This is a genomic window from Paenibacillus sp. YAF4_2, assembly GCF_052113225.1.
GTDB lineage: Bacteria > Bacillota > Bacilli > Paenibacillales > Paenibacillaceae > Pristimantibacillus.
Map to the genome: position 1 here is coordinate 1 of NZ_JBFRCT010000007.1, position 16,801 is coordinate 16,801.

The following is a 16,801-nucleotide window of genomic DNA, read 5'->3' on the forward strand; positions in this document are numbered from 1 at the left end:
CGTCGAACCGATAAGGCATGTCCATCTTCACTCTTTAATTGCTCCCGAGCTTGTCGTTTAAGGCGAAGATATTCCATGCTGACCTTTATTTCACGATCTCCTTGTGCCTTCGTGCATCGTTCTTTCAATGGGCAGCCTTCACATGAAAAACTACGATAATGGCGAGTTGTGATTTCATAGCCGCTTTCCGTGGTACTTCTACCCATCGAGGAGGCTGAGAAACAGGAAGACCAAACTCTGAATAACTTGGACCGGAGCCCGGAGAGGCTTCCACCATCACGAGCGAAAAGTTAGAACAGGCTGTTCAGCAGCTTGAAAACAAGCTTCAAGAAAAGCCAAAGAACAGCAAACAAGCCGCTCCTGAGAAGGGAGGACCCTTCAGCAGGAACGGCCTGTTGTTGATAAGACGCTTATTGGCGATAGATTGGAGCGCCGAGTGGTGCTCCATAAGCTCCGCCGTCAACTTGAAGCTCGGCAGCTTGAACAAAGGAGGATTCATCCGAGGCCAAGAATAATACCGCATTCGCAATTTCCTCAGGTTCACCGAGACGGTTAAGCGGAATGGAGCAGGAGAGAGCGGCCTCCAATTTCTCCAGTTGTTCAGGTGCAGAAGCTCCCCAGATTGGGGTTTTGGTCGCACCAGGCACAACCGTATTCACCCGGATACCGCGCGGCGACAGCTCGGAGGCAAATACTTTGGCCATACTGCTGACAGCACCTTTGCTGGCGGCATAAGCTGCTCTGCCGACCCCGCCGGTAGTAGCGAGCACCGAACCGACAAGGATCACAGATGCGCCAGCCTGCAAATAAGGTGCCGCTGCCTGCACGGTGAAGAAGACACCAGTCACGTTAATCTTTAAAATTTGTTCGAAGTCTTCCAGCTTCGTATCACCAAGCGGTGTACTGCCAGCAATACCGGCATTCGCAAAGACGATATCCAATTGGCCGAATTGCTTAATGGCAGCAGCAACCGCTTGCTCTGCATCAGCAGGATCCGTTACATCCGCCTGTACGGCGAAGGCTTTCTCTTGGCCAAGCTCATTAACTGCTGCTGTTAAAGAATCCTGATTGCGGCCTGTAATAACAACCTTTGCGCCTTCCTCTACAAACCTTCTGGCGGTAGCCAGCCCGATTCCGCTGTTACCTCCAGTAATTAATGCTACTTTTCCGTTTAATTTACTCATTATGAACACGACTCCTTATTTCTTAATTTGAGAACGATCATTCTATAATATGCAAAAAAATTTAGTCTAGAATAGACATTGTTGTCGCAATAATCTGTTGTAATCTCTCTCTATTGTACTGTGTCTTCGCAATCACCCGAAGTCCCGTCAGCGCATTGTTGAAGTAAGCAGATAACATCTCCGCATCAAGTGCAGCAGATAGTTCGCCGGCTTGCTGGCCTCTGACGAGCAAATCACGGATCAGCTCCTCGGTATGTTCCAAGCTTTTGCTGACATAAGCTTCAAGCTCGGTATCATGCAAGGCTAACTCCACAGCTGTATTCACCATTAAACAGCCTTGTGGACGTTCTTCATCCTGAGCAATCGTTGTTTCCATGAGAGAGCGGATGGCAGCTTTTGCTGTGAAGGAGGTGTTGGCCCGTTGTTCAATGGACTTCCAGACCGTATCGCTATAGCGCTTCAAAGCTAACAAATATAACGCGTGCTTATCACCGAAGGTATCGTAAATGCTTCTTCTGTGGATGCCCATATGCTCAACAAGATCCTGCATGGAGGTCTTCTCGTAGCCCTGTGCCCAAAACAGCTTCATTGCCTTCAGCAGCACGGCATCTTCATCAAATTCCTTGCTTCTGGCCAAATCGTTTCTGCCTCCTTTCGAGATTAGAATATCATATTGAGAACGATCGGTAAAGAATTATTTTTTACTGGTCGTTCTCAAAATGGGGTGTGGATTCCTAATTTGCTGTACTGGAAAATTTTAATAAAAATTAGTTGCAATAGCATGCTATATGGCATATGATGAGAATAAATTAGTTGCAATAACATCCTATTGTGGAGGAGGGCATAATCTGAGCGGGAATTGGAATAAAGGGCATGAGAATGCTTCGGAATCACATGGGCAATACATCTCGGCGATTTACCGCCATATGCAGATTCTGATCTCAGCTGAGCTGGCACCATACCGGATTGGAAGCGGGCAGTATATTTTTCTGATGGCGATTGCCTCTCAGCAGCCAGTCACACAAAAAGCACTAAGCGAGAAGCTGCTTATTGATAAGACGACAACGGCGAAGGCTATCGCCAAGCTGGAAGCAGAAGGATACGTACGCAGGGAGGCCGATCCGGTCGATAACCGCTACCATCTGCTTTATTTGACAGAAGCTGGTCATGAGGTAGTACCGAAGGTGCAGGAAACGTTGAATCGGATCAAAAGCAAGACCCGAAGAGGAATCAGCGATGAAGAATATGGCTTGTTGTTAACGCTGTTAAAAAATGTGCTTCATAATTTGACGGAGGAGGATGAATAGGATGATTGCACACCCTTTTATCGCAGTGGAGAATTGCAAAGAGGAAATTAAATATTATCAAAGCGTCTTTGGCGGTGAGATCGTGATCCTGCGCCAGCAGGGGGATACGGTTCTAAATGCGGATCTTCATGTAGAGGGAACATCTCTTAAGTTTGCAGATACTCAGGCGGCGAAGCCGGCTGTGAAAGGCGATTATGTTAGAGTGTTTCTGAAGATCGACACGGAAGAAGCCTTCAGAAGGATCTATGAAGAATTTGCAGGAAGTGGTACAGTGCAGACGGCCATGTACGAGGCACCGTTTAATGGCTATTTGGCGATTGTAACGGACCGGAACGGCGTGTGCTGGGTGCTGTCTTTTTATCGGGCAGGATAAAAAAATAAACAACGGTACGGGAAGTTCCCGCACCGTTGTTTTTACCCACCCCAACCAGGAGGGATAATTACCACACAACCATATGCTTGACAACCCCCGGTAGGATCGGTAATTGGCAAATCGTCGCCATTGTCGCCGCCAGGGATTTCGCCGGAGCCGTCGCCAGGTTGCTCGCCGGAGCCGTCGCCAGGTTGCTCGCCGGAGCTGTCGCCAGGTTGCTCGCCGGAGCTGTCGCCAGGTTGCTCGCCGGAGCTGTCGCCAGGTTGCTCGCCAGAGCTGTCGCCAGGTTGCTCGCCGGAGCTGTCACCTGGTTGCTCACCAGAGCCGTCACCAGGTTGCTCGCCGGAGCCGTCGCCAGGTTGCTCGCCAGTATTCACCGGCGGTGAGATATATACTGGAGTTGGAGTTGGAGTTGGAGTAGGTGTTGCTGGTGGTACATATTGCTGCTTGGTTTCGTACGAACCTGTCAGCAGCATGTCGCGTGTTGCATTGGCTTGTCCGCCAAATTTACCGTCCGTGCCATTATTCAGCAGCTTTAATTCAAGGGCCAGCGCGACATAACCTTGCGCCCAATCCGATACGGTTTTATCCATGCCGTCCTTAGCTTTTGCATCAGCATCTTTGCCTAGAACTCTGACCAGGAACGTTGCAAGCTGTTCCTTCGTTACTTTGCCTGCTGGATCGTAAATACCTGCTCCGTAGCCCTCCGTAACTCCTGCGGCTTTAAGCGCTTCAATATACGGAAGGGCGTAGCCGTTAGCCGCATCATCAGCTTTCACATCCTTAAAGCTGGATGTCTTCAAAGAATCATCCGTTTTGAGTCCCATGACTAGTGAAGCGACCTTCGCGAACTGGGCGCGGTTCATCTCTTCCTTCAGACCAAAGCTAGTGTCGGAGACGCCGTCGAAGATTCCTGCGCTGATCATGGCATCAAACTTGGCTTTTGTAGCCGCGTCCAAATCTTTCAAATCAGTGAAATCTGCAGATGTCTTTGTGCTGGCAAAGCTTAATGAGGCGTAAGAACATAGAAGTATAGCTAACGCAATGCCTGCGATTTTCTTTTTCATCATTTTCATTCCTTTCCTATTAATATGCAAAGAATGTCATTCGACAAATAATTGCAAAACCCTACATTGTGGGCTCATAATAAATATTATCGGAAATTATTAGCATTTTTTTAGATATTGAGGAGGTAAAAATGAAGATTTATAGCTCGGAATGCCTGTTGGAAGGGCAAGATCAGTTGGGAGAAGGCCCGGTATGGGATGAACAGCTCCAGGAGCTGTTCCGGGTTGATATCGAAGGCTGCAAGCTTCACCGTTATCGTCCGAGTGATGGCAGACAAATCGCATATCAGCTGGATCTGAAAGTAGGTGCAGCAGTTCCTGCAGAGGATGGAGCATGGGTTCTCGCACTAGCAGACGGGTTCTATCGTTTCGACCTCGAGACAGGAACAACAACATTAATTGCGCACACCAAAGAGGATAGTCCGAATAGACTCAATGATGGCAAATGTGATCCGAACGGACGATTCTGGGCAGGCACAATGAGCAGCATTTGGAACCAGCGAAGCGGACATTTGTACGTTCTTGAGGATGGTAAGCTCTCTACGCGCTTATCCGAGGTTGGCTGTTCGAATGGACTAGCTTGGAATGCGGATGGAACGTTGATGTACTATATCGACACCTTTGAGAATTTTGTTGATGCCTTCGATTATGATCAAGCGACCGGTCAGATCTCAAACAGAAGAACGGTGATTACGATCCCGGAAGGAGAGGGCAGTCCGGACGGCATGTGCATCGACTCAGAGGGAATGCTGTGGGTTGGCCACTGGAATGGCTGGCAGATCTCTCGATGGAATCCATCTACGGGTGAAAAGCTGGCAAGCATTCCGCTTCCCGTCAGTAATGTCACGTCCTGCACTTTTGGCGGCGAGAATCTGGATGAGCTATTTATCACAACAGCAAGAATTGGTCATGATGAAATGCAGCTCAGCAAGCAGCCGCTTGCCGGTGCATTGTTTCGCGTCAAGCTGGATGTTAAAGGATTGCCTGTACAGCGGGCGAAAGGATAAGAATGTAAAGCAACGACACTTCGGAACAGCTCGAGTTCTTCCCTTCGTCAATCGATCCGGGATGAATTGTTAGCGAAAAATATAATCAAAAGACCGGGAGTCTCCTATGCGGAGGATTCCCGGTCTTTGCTTTAATGTAATAAGTTTGCGTGGTTATAGGCTATTCCGCAGGAGCAGCGATGACTGCCAAACATGGCATCGTAGGAGGGAGGGAACTCCCGGTTAACCCGAATAACTTGTTCGGCGAATTCCACGGAGTCCTTAGGTACGGGGCCAAGAGAGTCGGCCTTCTCCTGTGTATCAATATGTGCACCAGGTGGAACAAACCGTTGAGGAGCGATTCGTACCCCGTTTGTCACAATAGCATCCATTGAAACATAAGAACCGCGGCCTACATATGCATTAAATACAATGGCTTTGAAGCTCACGAATACATCATCCTCGATGAGGCAGGGACCGTGGACAATAGCCCCATGAGCAATGGAAACTCTGTCGCCTATAAAGATTGCATAACGTTTACTCCCTACTTGAATACCTTGATTAGCTAAGCCATGCAGGATCACTCCGTCTTGAATATTGGAACTCTTGCCATGAAGAAAGGTGTTCCTTCATCGGCGCGAAGAGTGGCGCTTGGTGCTACAAACACATTGTCGCAGATGATCACATCACCAATAACCGTGGAGAACGGACTCAGAAAGGCGTTAGGATGGATGGAAGGAAAGCGCTGAACCGGATTCACCGATGTTATTGGGTTTGGGCTAATAAACCTTGCGAATAGATTAACAGGGCCTTGCGGAAGAAGCTCAGGGTTTATCGGCAAGTTGCTTCCCCTGATGAAGGGTCTCTCAAGTGCCATGTCATATTCTCCTCGTCATGAATAATGCCTTATAAGTTAGGCTATTCGGCATATAGGTAAATGCCACAAGGAATTCCGAAAAATGAAACAGCAACATTACAAAACTGCTCCTATGATACAACTAATAGTGTAAAAAATTAGAAGGAGTTGAGTGGAGCATGAGTAGATTAAATGGAAAAATTGCTTTGGTTACAGGTGCAAGCAGAGGGATTGGCCGTGCTATTGCGCTGAGACTTGCCCAGGAGGGAGCTATGATAGTTGTTCACTATGGTGCAAATATTGATGCGGCGGCTGATGTTGTACGGCAAATCAAGCAAAACGGAGGGGAAGCTTTTTCAATAGGGCAGGAGCTTGGGACTGCTGCTAGTGCTGCTAAGCTTTATGAACAATTGGACCAGGCTTTGGAGGAGCGCACGGGTGAGAGGTCCTTTGATATTCTCGTCAATAATGCAGGTGTGGGGCTTCCCGCTGCTATTGAGGATACAACAGAGGATGCCTTCGACCACGTTATGAATACCAATGTAAAGGCTCCTTTCTTCCTCATTCAGCAAGCGTTGCCCCGCCTAAGAGATAACGGCAGAATTATTAATTTGTCCTCTGCTACAACGAGGATTTCCCTGCCTGGGGTTACGGCATACAGTATGACCAAAGGGGCTATCAATACGCTTACACTTTCTTTATCTACCCAGCTTGCACATCGCGGGATTACCGTTAATGCCCTCCAGCCCGGTTTTATCGCCACAGATATGAATAATGCTTTGTTGCAGGATGAGTCCGGATATAGATTTGGCGCCGAATATTCGAGCTTCGGCAGATGGGGAGATCCTTCAGATATTGCGGATGTTGCGGCTTTCCTGGCTTCTTCAGATAGCCGCTGGATTACCGGGCAATGCATGGATGTAAGTGGCGGGTCGCATTTATAAAGATGCACAAAAAATACACCGCTTCGTCCCTCAGGGCGCTTCAGCGGTGTATTTTTATCCGGTCATAAACTTAGAATACAATACTTATCTTCCCAAATGCAGAGCCTTGCGCCAAGTAGCGGAGTGCATCAAGGGATTGGGAGAAGGGGAAGGATCGGTCCATGACTGGGCGAAGGGAATGCTGCTCAATGACAGCATTCATTCTTTCGAACATTTCCCGGCTGCCGACATTGATCGCTTGGAGTCTGGCTTTGCGGATAATAGCAGGGACGATGGTGAAGTCCTCAACCGCTGCGCCTGACAAAATGCCTATAATGCTTACTTGTCCTCCTACTTTCAGCGCCGAGATGGAACGATTCAGTGTAGATGCACCACCTAGATCAACGATGTGGTCGGCTCCGCGCCCTTGTGTATAGGCTAGAACAGCTTGATCCCATTCGGGATTTGTTCTGTAGTTGATCCCATAGTCGGCGCCAAGCTCCTTCGCGCGTTCCAGCTTCTCATCACTGCTGGATGTAACGATAACCGTTGCTCCCAGAAGCTTGGCGAACTGCAGAGCGAATAGGGACACACCACCCGTTCCTTGCACAACAACGATGTCACCAGCTTTCACTTGACCTTCCTCCAGAATCGCATGCCAAGCCGTGACACCTGCACAGGCTAAAGTTGCAGCTTCCTCATCAGTGAGATGTTCGGGTACCCTCACTAGTCCTTCTTCTGGCAGTACAACATACTCCGCAAGCATTCCGTTAAGTGGGCTTCCTAGTGTCGATACCCAGTTCTCCTGTGTAGGTTCGCCTGTTGTCCAGCTTTGCGTGAATATCCCGCTGACCCGTTCTCCGATTTGGAGCTTGTCTGCGTGTTCCCCTAAGGCAATGATCCTGCCGACACCATCTGAGACCGGAATAAGAGGCTCCGTCCGATTCGGCTCATAAAATCCGTCAATCACTCCTGTATCACGGGAATTAAGGGACACTGCCTTTATCTGAATCAGAACCTGCCCAGGTCCAGGAGAAGGAATAGGGAGATCTGCCTCCATCACATGATCAAGCCCAAAACCGCCTTGTAACACAAATGCTTTCATCTCAAGCACACTCCTTTGTAAAAGATAGACATAATATAGCGCACGTCATAAAATTTAGTAACACGGCACTTTAAAGTGGGTTACGAACTTAAAGGTGCGTACAAAGGGAGGGAGCAGTCATGAAGAAGCTGCCGGATATCTCTCTGGAGGCATGCAGGTATAGTCATGTGCTGGAGATCATATCTAACAAATGGACGGCGCTGGCTATTTATGCGATGGAGGATGGCACCATTCGTTACGGGGAAATGAAGAGGCGTATTGAAGGCATCTCGCAGAAAATGCTGACTCAAACGCTGAAGCAGCTGGAGCGGGATGGCGTAGTTAACCGCAAGCTTATACCTTCTGTTCCGCCAATAACGGAGTATTCACTTACACCACTTGGGGAGTCGCTTCTTCCCATTATGAATATGCTTAAGATCTGGGCGGTCGATCATTATGACGATGTGAAGCAGGCAAGAGAAGGATACGACAGCGATAAGAGTTAGATAGAGGATGGTTGGAATAGAAATGAAGGGCCGAGAATCTCCGCATGGGAGACTCAAGGCCCTTTATCAATATTCGGTAGTGTTATCTAGCCAATCTGGCTGCGGAAAATACTGTTTCGACCGTTGCGCTTGGCCGTATATAGGGCTTGATCACATCTTGTATACATCGATTCCAGATGAGTGTGCTGATCCGGGACAACAGTGAGTACTCCTATACTAATCGTATAAGTGACAGGCAGGCTGCTTGGAACCGTTTCGAGCAGTTTCTTGATCAGTTCGGCCAATTCGTTTGATTGCGTCTCGTTTAACCCGGGTAACAGGATGCCGAACTCATCTCCTCCATAACGCACGAACAGATCATTCTCCCCTAATTGCTGCTTAATCCGGTTCGTAACATCTTTAAGCACGAGATCTCCTATATGATGGCCGTATGTATCATTAATGTCCTTAAAGCTGTCGATATCAAACAGCAGATACGATACAGCTTCACCTTTTTTCGCATAACGCGTGAGAAAATTCCGGGCATTCTCAGTGAATGCTCTTCGATTGAGAGTTCCGGTCAGATCATCATAACTGGCATAGCGAATCAGATCCTGATTGATTTTCTCCTTCCACATCAGTAAGAATCCCATGATTGAAAGAATCGTAAGAAGATAAATAGTCAGTAGGTAGAATAATTGATAAATACCTGGTGTGTAAAAGCTTGCGGAGATATCCGTAAAGAGGGCCGTTACCCCTCTGAAGAGATTCGCAGCCATCACGAATAGATAGATATAGCCTATGACTTTCATTAATGGGGATGGCCCTTTAGTTAACCGGTACACGGGCGCCAGAAGGAACACAAGGGTGAAGGAGCAGTAGGCGATTCGGATATCCTCATGGTGATGAAGGAGTAGTTGAAAACCAACGATGCTAAGGAAGAGGAATGATAGATATAGATTTCTGAAGGCTGAACGCCATTCGTTCCTTAAGTGTAATAGAGAGATAATCTCCATAGATGCTCCGATAAACATGATTGAATTGGCAACGGTGATGGATAGAAAATCTGAAATATCTCCACGTAATACGGCACAAAACCAGGAGATGGACTGCAAGAGCTTAGCCAAGAAGAATGCTCTGACTGGTAAAGCCATGATCAGATCACGCCAGTAAGCACTCATCACAATAAACGTGAATAGATATCCGATTCCAAGAAAAATAACGATCGTTGTTGAATCGAGCAGTATGCTTATAATAGTCACCAGCCTGACGAGAAGAATGTCCGTTACTGTCGATTATATCAGGATAAAGGAAACACTTGGAAGAGCATGTGTGTAAAAAGTAGGTCTTTTTCACTATGTAATCCTTGCAGGCCATTTCAGATTGATTTAAGGAATGGAGTATACACTGACTGTAGTTACCATAGAAACGATGAAGGAGGCTACATAGATGGCTAATCCAAGGTGGGTAAAATGGGTTGTCGGCATCTCCAGCGTAGCGTTATTTACAGGTATGGTAGGCGTAATTAATCATTCCGAGACAACTTCTGCGGCTAGTCCAGCCAGCAGTGACATCATAAGCAGCAGTCCAACTGACGAGAGTATTCAAGGCGGCAGCAGCTCAGACAGCTTCCAGCAGCGCCCGCTTGGCGGTCGCGGCCGTGGCTCGAGTTCAGAGTCAACAGATGAAGGCATGCGGACCCACGCATCTTAAGGAGGGAGCTGGAAATGAGTTTGCATAGATTTAACGCGATGAATACGCAGTTCTTCACCAAAGGGCTGCCAGTTGGAGCGCAGGAGATGTCTGAGGGCTGGATGGCTACCATAGAGGGAAAGCTCAGCCGATTTAATCCGCACAGCGAGTTGTCATTATTCAATCGTTCGGCGGGACAACCTTTTCTTGCCTCAACTTTGCTGTATGAAGTGATGAATGAAGCGAATCGATACTATGAAGCAACAGAGGGGTTGTTTAATCCATACTTGGGCCATGTGATCCGCCAGCTTGGTTATTCGAAGTCTTATGAGCTTCTTAAGGGAGAGGCTGTTACGCACGACTTAAAGACAAAGCCTTTCGAGTGTGATATTCCCGTCATTTTTGAACCGGATATAGGTGTCATTAGACTAAACCTGAGGCTTGCTGTCGATCTGGGCGGATTTGCAAAAGGATGGAGTGCCCACCAATTATCTCTCATGCTTCAGCAAGCAGGAATCCGTTCCGGAGCAGTTGGAGCGGGGGGCGACATTACTTTGTGGGGGGTACCGGAAGAGGGCTGGACAATCGGCATTGGTGATCCGTGGGAGGCGAGCCGGGATTTGATGACACTTCGCGTGCGCTACCCGGCAGGAATCGCTACGAGCAGTACGGTAAAACGGCAGTGGAAGGATCATTTTGGACAGTTCCATCACCATATTATTCATCCGCATACCGGAGCATCTGCCCGGTCTGATCTCGCCCAGGTTACCCTCTTTGCCCCTCATCTGGTAGACGCTGAAGTGTATGCCAAATGCGTAGTCATTCTTGGTTCGAAGCATGGCTTCGAATGGTTAGCTAGTCATCATCCGTCCTGTGCGGCAATAGGCGTTCTGCATGACGGTTCCATACGGACAGTTGGTAGGATTGGGCAGTATGTGGAGGAAGGGGAGCTTCTTCATGCATGGAGTTATTGAAGCTTTTAGTGTATGGACGACTACGCGTGCGTCAGGCATTACCTCGTATTTATTTCTGTTTCTTTCTACAGTTGCAGGTATTACTATGGGATTGCGTATGATCAAAAATAAAGCTAAACCAATCGTGCTTACCATCCATCAATCAGCGGGTTGGTTTGGATTTCTATTCGGGATGATTCATGGCTCGGTGCTCTGGTTTGATCAATATGTAAATTATTCAATTAGCGAGCTGCTGATCCCTTTCACCTCAGACTCGCATCCTATTCTAACTGGCCTTGGCACATTGTCCTTCTATATCACCTTCCTTGTTATCCTGTCTTCCGATCTGATGAAAAAGCTGGGCAAAAAAGTATGGAAAATGACGCATATGCTGGCTTTTCCCGGTTACTTTCTGTCTCTTGTCCACGGCCTCTTGATCGGTTCAGACTCGCATTATCCATGGGCGCAGGCGATGTATTGGTCGACAGGTATCATCGTAGTTCTGCTTACGTGGTATAGAGTAGCGACGGTTAGAGCTGTGAAGCGTGAGGTTCTGAAGAAATTGCCGAGGGCTATCTAAAATTGTGAAAACGGAGAAATACATCGCCATTCATGTGGCGGTGTATTTTTATTTTTACAGGCTTATGGTGGAGACAACTTGCGAGCTTTCTGCATAAAATGTAAGCGTATCACATTCCTCTAATTCGGAGGTGATGAAAAGTGCTAGGATCATTTACACTTTGGATGGAAGTCGCAATGTGGGTCGTAATGGGCTCAATGGCAGCCAACTTATTAGTTGATTTGTTCAAAATGGTAACAGGAGGAAAATTCTCAACAGACTTCGTGTTAGGCTATTTAAAAGACATGGTTTACTATGTGCTCCCGCTGCTCCTTCTTGCAGGTCTTGCTGCAATGGATGTAACAGGCTGGCTAGTTTTGGTCGGCTACTACGTGGGCGCCCTCGCTGTACTGTTAAAGTATTTGATGGACTTGAAAGGTAAATTATAAGAATCTTAGATGCAGCAGTTCGAGCCGCTAAAGAGGACTGCGTATCTTCGGATATGATAGGCCGGAGCCCCTTTTTAGGGAATGCTTCGGCCTTTGTGTTTTTGCATGAGATTAAGGTAATAAAGCAAGAAAGGATTTCGTTGCTGCAGATATAGGAACTCCTCTCAAAGTTGCAATTCCAATAGGACGAGCAGGTATGGAGGGGGTTAATGGAATTTCAACCAGCTCGCCTCGCTGCAATTCCTCAAGTACAAAGTTACGAATGACAAACGCAAGGCCAAATCCACTTCGGGCAAATTGGACAAGAAGATCTACGCTGCCAAGCTCAAATTCCGGTGTCAGCGTTATTCCATGCGATGCTGCATAGTCGTCCAAGTAACACCTGGTATAGCTTCCTTTCTCGAGTAAAAGCAAGGGATATTCGCTTAATTGTTCAAGAGGCAGTGGAGAGCTTGCTGCTAGTGCTTGGTATCCTGTACCTCCAACGAGACAGTCTTGCAGAGGTGTGCTTTCACGAATATCAACCTTTTTATCGGATACTGGCATACTTACAATACCGAAATCAATCTTCCCTTCTTTCAGCAGCTCGAGTGTTTCTGGTGTTGTTCGGTTCGTTATTCGAATTCGAATGCCGGGATGCTCTTTATGGAATTGCTCCAGATAGGGCAGCAAATAATGCTTACACAACGTGTCGCTGGCTCCTATTGCGATTTCACCGCTATTCAGGTTGTTCATTTCGGCAATAGCTTTTTCGCCAATTTCGACAGAGTGGAACGCCTGCTCGATATATTGCAGCAAAACGGCTCCTTCCGTTGTTAAGGTTACTCCCCTTGGTGTTCGGAAAAAGAGCTGCCCTCCCAAAGTGCTCTCGAGCTGCTTAATCGTATGACTTACTGCAGGCTGCGTAATATGCAGCTGTTCGGCTGCTCGCGATAAACTTCCCGTCTTCGCTATCCAATAAAAGACACGGTACCATTCCAAATTCACTTCCATAGGTATTCCTCACATTTATATCGGATATTAGTTATATGAATTATTCTAATACACTTCTTAGCCTTTATCATTAGCTTTGTAAGTAATAAATGAGCGGAGGTTGAGAAGATGGCGGTTACGGCAATTGTAGGAGCAAATTGGGGAGACGAAGGAAAGGGCAAAATGACGGATGTGCTTGCTGCACAATCTTCCTATGTGGTCCGTTATCAAGGTGGGAGCAATGCGGGGCATACGATTATTAATGACTATGGCAAGTTTGCGCTGCATATCCTTCCCTCGGGCGTTTTTAACCCGAATGTGATGAATATTATTGGACCAGGAGTAGCGTTAGATATCGACGTATTGTCGGAAGAACTCCAGGCTTTATCCTCACGAGGAGTTCCACTTCCACAATTAATGATTTCCGATCGAGCACAGATTGTACTACCTATTCACAAGCTGTTTGATCAACTTGAAGAAGAAAGACTAGGCCAAAACAGCTTTGGTTCGACTAGACGGGGAATTGCTCCTTTTTATGCAGATAAGTATATGAAGCTTGGCATTCAGGCCTCGGATCTGCTGGATCCCACTCGGCTATGCGAACGTATTGAAAGGCTCCTGGAGACTAAAAATGTATTACTCGAGCATTTTTACGGACAACCACCGATAGAAGCTGACGAGTGGATCCCGCAATTGCGTAAACAAGCAGAGTTTCTAGCTCCATATATCGGCGATACTACGGCTTTACTTCAGAAGGCTTATATGAATGGCCAAAATATTTTGCTGGAGGGTCAATTGGGAGCACTTCGAGACCCGGATCATGGTGTTTATCCTTTTACCACATCATCCTCTACACTTGCAGGGTTTGCTTCTGTTGGAGCAGGGCTTCCCCCTTACGCCATTACTGAGGTGATAGCCGTAACGAAAGCCTACTCCAGTTGTGTAGGTGCGGGACCCTTTGTCTCCGAACTGGATGGTGCAGAGGCAGAAGCACTCAGGCAGCGAGGCGGGGATGCCGGGGAATATGGCGTAACAACGGGACGGCCAAGACGTGTGGGCTGGTTCGATGCCGTGGCAACCCGTTATGGATGTCGTTTGCAAGGGGCGACCGCGGTGGTGCTAACGAATTTGGATGTATTAGGTTACTTAGACGAAATTCCTTTATGCATTGGTTACGAGATGGAGGACGGCATTACTGATCAGTTTCCGATTACATCGAGACTGGCATCTGCCAAACCGGTGTTCAAGCAGCTGCCCGGCTGGAAATGTGATCTATCGGGGATCAAACATTACGATGAGCTGCCAGCTGAAGCCAGACAATATGTAGAATTTATTGAGTCGGAGATTGGCGTTGTGATCGCAACCGTTTCTGTTGGCCCAAGACGTGATCAGGTCATAACACGATAGACATACGAATAGTTAAGCTGTAATAACATCCATTAAGGTAGTAGATTGGAGGGACTATTTTATGGGGAAGGTTACAGAAGTACTGCTATCCTGGCCAGGAGTAATGTCGGGGCCGCATCGGTTCGGAGGAATTGAGTTCGTTGTTGACGGAAGAGAGATCGGCCATCTTCATGGTGAGCAGCTTGTTGACCTGCTATTGCCAAAGGCAAAACGTGATGATGCTGTGAATGTCGGAAAAGCGAAAGCCCATCATATTCTTCCTGATTCAGGATGGGTGTCGATTTATTTAAATACCGAAGAAGATGTTGCACATGCGTTAGAGCTTCTTAGGTTCAACTATGAACGGTTTGCAAAAGGGAAAGAAGAGATCTAACGCCTAATTGGATGCATATTCCATTCCTCCTCCGCTCATACTGTAATGAGCTTGAAGCAGAGGAGGTTATTGCGATGGATGTTAATCGAGCAACAGAGATTGCGGCATCTCCGATTATGGCAGATGTGAATTATAACGGGCTCCCGGTCTATATTCAGCATGTGGATGAAGAAAAGGGGACAGCAAGGATTTATCCTCTTGCTGAGCCGGATCAAGAGTTAGAAGTACCCGTACGCAGCTTGGCTGAGCCTTCATCTATGATGGCTATGGAAGTCGATCAAGTGGCTTGCAGGGTATCTGACGGTGGAATGGAAGAATAAAGCTTTTCAAAGAACAGAGCATAGCGGATGACCGCTGTGCTTTGTTTTTGTATAATTAACTTCTTAGATCGTGTGAAGCCGGGAGAGATTATGAGACAACAAGCGCAATTAAAATCCAGTTTATTTCTATTGATCGCAGCATTTATATGGGGATTCGCTTTTGTGGCACAGCGCGAAGGGATGGAGCATACAGGGCCATTTACTTTTAATGCGGTTAGATTTGCACTAGGGGCACTGTCGTTGGTTCCGCTTATTTGGGTGATGGATCGAAAAGCTGGTCAGACGCATGTAGAGCTTCGCTCATCATTTAAGAGTGCCTCGTTGTACGGGCTCTGTTCGGGACTTATTTTGTTCGCTGGCGCGTCTTTGCAGCAAATTGGACTGATGTACACGACTGCGGGAAAAGCAGCTTTTGTTACGGGGCTGTACATTGTTATCGTACCTTTCTTTGGTTTGTTCCTGAAGCAGCGGCTTGGGATAAACAGTGCTGTAGGTGCGATACTGGCGGTCATTGGCCTTTATTTATTATGTATGACGGATAAACTAACGCTTGGCAAAGGCGATCTATATGAGCTAGTTGGTGCGCTATTCTGGTCCGTACATATTTTGATGATCGACAGCTTTTCCAGAAAGACGGATGTGTTGAAGTTATCGCTGGTGCAGATTTTGACCTGTTCGCTGTTAAGCTTCATTGCGGCTTTCTCTACTGAAAAGGTTGAGTTAGCTGGATTGTCCGATGCGATAATTCCTCTCTTGTACGGCGGGATCTGTTCAGTTGGTATCGCGTATACGCTGCAGATCGTCGGTCAGAAGAATGCTCATCCCACACAAGCGGCGATTATTCTGAGCTTGGAAACGGTATTTGCCGCGATTGGGGGCTATCTGCTGCTCGATGAGATACTTGGTGTCCGCGCGGGAATCGGCTGTTTGTTTATGCTGGTAGGTATGATTGTGCCGCAGCTTCCGCCGCTTTGGCGGGTCGGTTTAAAGGCAGGCGTTAACGTTAGAAAATAATGATATTTTGAAATGAGGTTTATGATTAATTGAAGAAATCATTTACTTCATAAATAAACTGGGAGAATAGCGGATGCTGTTGGCTATCTTCAGCTTTAACGAATGCATCAGAAAGACTTTTGTAGTACCAGGCTTGTTCTTTCTCGCCTCTTTTAAATCGTGCCCAGAAATTCGGACCAAATGCTTCATAATCACGTTTCATGCTTCGCAGGTTATGAAGTTTGTCTGCGCAGGCAACTAAGCGTACTTCGAGCGGATCAGTGGGGATATTCTCAATCGTATGGGTTTTCCGTTCTTCCCAGCTGAGCGATTTATCCGGTTCGGAACAAGCCTTCACGATGGAAGTGACTTCATGGCCAAACTTTTCAACTAGCTGCTGTTCCGTAACATCGGTATCCTCCAGAAGATCATGAAGCAGAGCGGCAATAATAACCTTCTCGTTGCAAAGATATGACGATAAGATCATGGCCACACCAAACGGATGGGAAATATACGGCGTATTTGTTCCTTTACGGTATTGGGATTGATGGGCGGTAGCGGCAAACTCGATAGCAATGTCTACTAAGCTCATTCGATCAGCTCCTTTAGGATTGGATATAAAGAAAGTTTACGGGCAGCTGACTTTGATGTCGAGAAGGCGAAGGACATATTTTCTTTGCACACGCCTTAACGATGTCCGACATCGTTAAGGCGGTAGAAAAGTAACATTAGTGTGTCTTAACGATGCGGCGCAGCGCTGAGCAGCAGTCTAGCACGTCCGCAACGAGAAAAAAGAGGCCCCCTCATCGTCATCCTGG

General features: G+C 47.3%; 21 protein-coding genes and 2 pseudogenes. 13 read left to right on the forward strand and 10 right to left on the reverse strand.

Annotation, left to right across the window (positions count from 1 at the left end):
- The 3 genes and pseudogenes from AB4Y93_RS16955 to AB4Y93_RS16965 all read right to left on the reverse strand — a co-directional run.
- Window positions 1–200, reverse strand: a pseudogene (locus AB4Y93_RS16955) (transposase); the annotation flags it as partial.
- Window positions 201–410: 210 nt separating this feature from the next.
- Entirely contained in the window at window positions 411–1,184 is a 774-nt protein-coding gene (locus AB4Y93_RS16960; protein ID WP_441893959.1) for an SDR family NAD(P)-dependent oxidoreductase, read from the reverse strand.
- A gap of 61 nt (window positions 1,185–1,245) precedes the next feature.
- Complete coding sequence (locus AB4Y93_RS16965; RefSeq protein WP_441893961.1) at window positions 1,246–1,821, reverse strand: TetR/AcrR family transcriptional regulator; 576 nt, start codon at window positions 1,819–1,821, stop codon at window positions 1,246–1,248.
- Between the two features lie 151 nt (window positions 1,822–1,972).
- On the opposite strand from AB4Y93_RS16965, the gene AB4Y93_RS16970 reads away from it, so the two are divergent.
- Window positions 1,973–2,491 carry a MarR family winged helix-turn-helix transcriptional regulator gene (locus AB4Y93_RS16970; protein ID WP_441893963.1) on the forward strand — a complete coding sequence of 173 codons (519 nt, stop codon included), beginning with the start codon at window positions 1,973–1,975 and terminating at the stop codon, window positions 2,489–2,491.
- A gap of 1 nt (window position 2,492) precedes the next feature.
- Entirely contained in the window at window positions 2,493–2,864 is a 372-nt protein-coding gene (locus tag AB4Y93_RS16975) for a VOC family protein (protein ID WP_441893965.1), read from the forward strand.
- Window positions 2,865–2,905: 41 nt separating this feature from the next.
- Here the strand turns inward: AB4Y93_RS16975 and AB4Y93_RS16980 are convergent, their stop codons facing one another.
- Window positions 2,906–3,934, reverse strand: a complete 1,029-nt coding sequence (locus tag AB4Y93_RS16980) for an S-layer homology domain-containing protein (protein ID WP_441893967.1) — start codon at window positions 3,932–3,934, stop codon at window positions 2,906–2,908.
- 128 nt (window positions 3,935–4,062) lie between these two features.
- Here AB4Y93_RS16980 and AB4Y93_RS16985 point away from each other — a divergent pair, with 128 nt between their 5' ends.
- The gene (locus AB4Y93_RS16985; protein ID WP_441893969.1) at window positions 4,063–4,938 is read left to right on the forward strand and encodes an SMP-30/gluconolactonase/LRE family protein; all 876 of its coding nucleotides are present in this window, start codon (window positions 4,063–4,065) and stop codon (window positions 4,936–4,938) included.
- A gap of 131 nt (window positions 4,939–5,069) precedes the next feature.
- Here AB4Y93_RS16985 and AB4Y93_RS16990 read toward each other — a convergent pair whose 3' ends face one another.
- Together AB4Y93_RS16990 and AB4Y93_RS16995 are read right to left on the reverse strand one after the other, a co-directional pair.
- Complete coding sequence (locus AB4Y93_RS16990; RefSeq protein ID WP_441893971.1) at window positions 5,070–5,366, reverse strand: hypothetical protein; 297 nt, start codon at window positions 5,364–5,366, stop codon at window positions 5,070–5,072.
- A 131-nt stretch (window positions 5,367–5,497) separates the two neighbouring features.
- Window positions 5,498–5,794, reverse strand: coding sequence for a hypothetical protein (locus tag AB4Y93_RS16995; protein WP_441893973.1), 297 nt, complete (start codon window positions 5,792–5,794; stop codon window positions 5,498–5,500).
- Between the two features lie 158 nt (window positions 5,795–5,952).
- On the opposite strand from AB4Y93_RS16995, the gene AB4Y93_RS17000 reads away from it, so the two are divergent.
- A complete protein-coding gene (locus AB4Y93_RS17000) occupies window positions 5,953–6,717 on the forward strand; it encodes an SDR family oxidoreductase (protein ID WP_441893975.1) in 765 nt (254 codons plus the stop codon).
- Between the two features lie 70 nt (window positions 6,718–6,787).
- Here the strand turns inward: AB4Y93_RS17000 and AB4Y93_RS17005 are convergent, their stop codons facing one another.
- Window positions 6,788–7,801 carry a zinc-dependent alcohol dehydrogenase family protein gene (locus AB4Y93_RS17005; protein ID WP_441893977.1) on the reverse strand — a complete coding sequence of 338 codons (1,014 nt, stop codon included), beginning with the start codon at window positions 7,799–7,801 and terminating at the stop codon, window positions 6,788–6,790.
- A gap of 119 nt (window positions 7,802–7,920) precedes the next feature.
- On the opposite strand from AB4Y93_RS17005, the gene AB4Y93_RS17010 reads away from it, so the two are divergent.
- The gene (locus AB4Y93_RS17010) at window positions 7,921–8,286 is read left to right on the forward strand and encodes a winged helix-turn-helix transcriptional regulator (RefSeq protein WP_441893979.1); all 366 of its coding nucleotides are present in this window, start codon (window positions 7,921–7,923) and stop codon (window positions 8,284–8,286) included.
- A gap of 86 nt (window positions 8,287–8,372) precedes the next feature.
- On the opposite strand, the gene AB4Y93_RS17015 is transcribed toward AB4Y93_RS17010, so the two are convergent.
- The gene (locus tag AB4Y93_RS17015; protein ID WP_441893981.1) at window positions 8,373–9,527 is read right to left on the reverse strand and encodes a GGDEF domain-containing protein; all 1,155 of its coding nucleotides are present in this window, start codon (window positions 9,525–9,527) and stop codon (window positions 8,373–8,375) included.
- Between the two features lie 187 nt (window positions 9,528–9,714).
- On the opposite strand from AB4Y93_RS17015, the gene AB4Y93_RS17020 reads away from it, so the two are divergent.
- From AB4Y93_RS17020 to AB4Y93_RS17035, 4 genes are all read left to right on the forward strand, one after another.
- Window positions 9,715–9,978 (forward strand): hypothetical protein, encoded by a 264-nt coding sequence (locus AB4Y93_RS17020; protein WP_441893983.1) that lies wholly within the window; start codon window positions 9,715–9,717, stop codon window positions 9,976–9,978.
- A 14-nt stretch (window positions 9,979–9,992) separates the two neighbouring features.
- A complete protein-coding gene (locus tag AB4Y93_RS17025; RefSeq protein WP_441893985.1) occupies window positions 9,993–10,931 on the forward strand; it encodes an FAD:protein FMN transferase in 939 nt (312 codons plus the stop codon).
- On the forward strand, window positions 10,915–11,490 hold the full coding sequence (locus AB4Y93_RS17030; RefSeq protein ID WP_441893987.1) for a ferric reductase-like transmembrane domain-containing protein: 576 nt from the start codon (window positions 10,915–10,917) through the stop codon (window positions 11,488–11,490). Before AB4Y93_RS17025 ends, AB4Y93_RS17030 begins: the two co-directional genes overlap by 17 nt.
- A 140-nt stretch (window positions 11,491–11,630) precedes the next feature.
- Window positions 11,631–11,918, forward strand: coding sequence for a hypothetical protein (locus AB4Y93_RS17035; RefSeq protein WP_441893989.1), 288 nt, complete (start codon window positions 11,631–11,633; stop codon window positions 11,916–11,918).
- 111 nt (window positions 11,919–12,029) lie between these two features.
- Here AB4Y93_RS17035 and AB4Y93_RS17040 read toward each other — a convergent pair whose 3' ends face one another.
- The gene (locus AB4Y93_RS17040) at window positions 12,030–12,911 is read right to left on the reverse strand and encodes a LysR family transcriptional regulator (RefSeq protein WP_441893990.1); all 882 of its coding nucleotides are present in this window, start codon (window positions 12,909–12,911) and stop codon (window positions 12,030–12,032) included.
- A gap of 108 nt (window positions 12,912–13,019) precedes the next feature.
- On the opposite strand from AB4Y93_RS17040, the gene AB4Y93_RS17045 reads away from it, so the two are divergent.
- The 4 genes and pseudogenes from AB4Y93_RS17045 (at window position 13,020) to AB4Y93_RS17060 (ending at window position 16,004) form a co-directional block, all read left to right on the forward strand.
- A complete protein-coding gene (locus tag AB4Y93_RS17045; RefSeq protein WP_441893992.1) occupies window positions 13,020–14,297 on the forward strand; it encodes an adenylosuccinate synthase in 1,278 nt (425 codons plus the stop codon).
- Window positions 14,298–14,358: 61 nt separating this feature from the next.
- Window positions 14,359–14,670 (forward strand): luciferase domain-containing protein, encoded by a 312-nt coding sequence (locus AB4Y93_RS17050; protein WP_441893993.1) that lies wholly within the window; start codon window positions 14,359–14,361, stop codon window positions 14,668–14,670.
- Between the two features lie 74 nt (window positions 14,671–14,744).
- Window positions 14,745–14,918: pseudogene (locus tag AB4Y93_RS17055) on the forward strand (small acid-soluble spore protein H); the annotation flags it as partial.
- Between the two features lie 162 nt (window positions 14,919–15,080).
- On the forward strand, window positions 15,081–16,004 hold the full coding sequence (locus AB4Y93_RS17060; RefSeq protein WP_441893995.1) for a DMT family transporter: 924 nt from the start codon (window positions 15,081–15,083) through the stop codon (window positions 16,002–16,004).
- Window positions 16,005–16,029: 25 nt separating this feature from the next.
- Here AB4Y93_RS17060 and AB4Y93_RS17065 read toward each other — a convergent pair whose 3' ends face one another.
- Window positions 16,030–16,575, reverse strand: a complete 546-nt coding sequence (locus tag AB4Y93_RS17065; protein WP_441893997.1) for an HD domain-containing protein — start codon at window positions 16,573–16,575, stop codon at window positions 16,030–16,032.
- Window positions 16,576–16,801 lie beyond the last annotated feature (226 nt).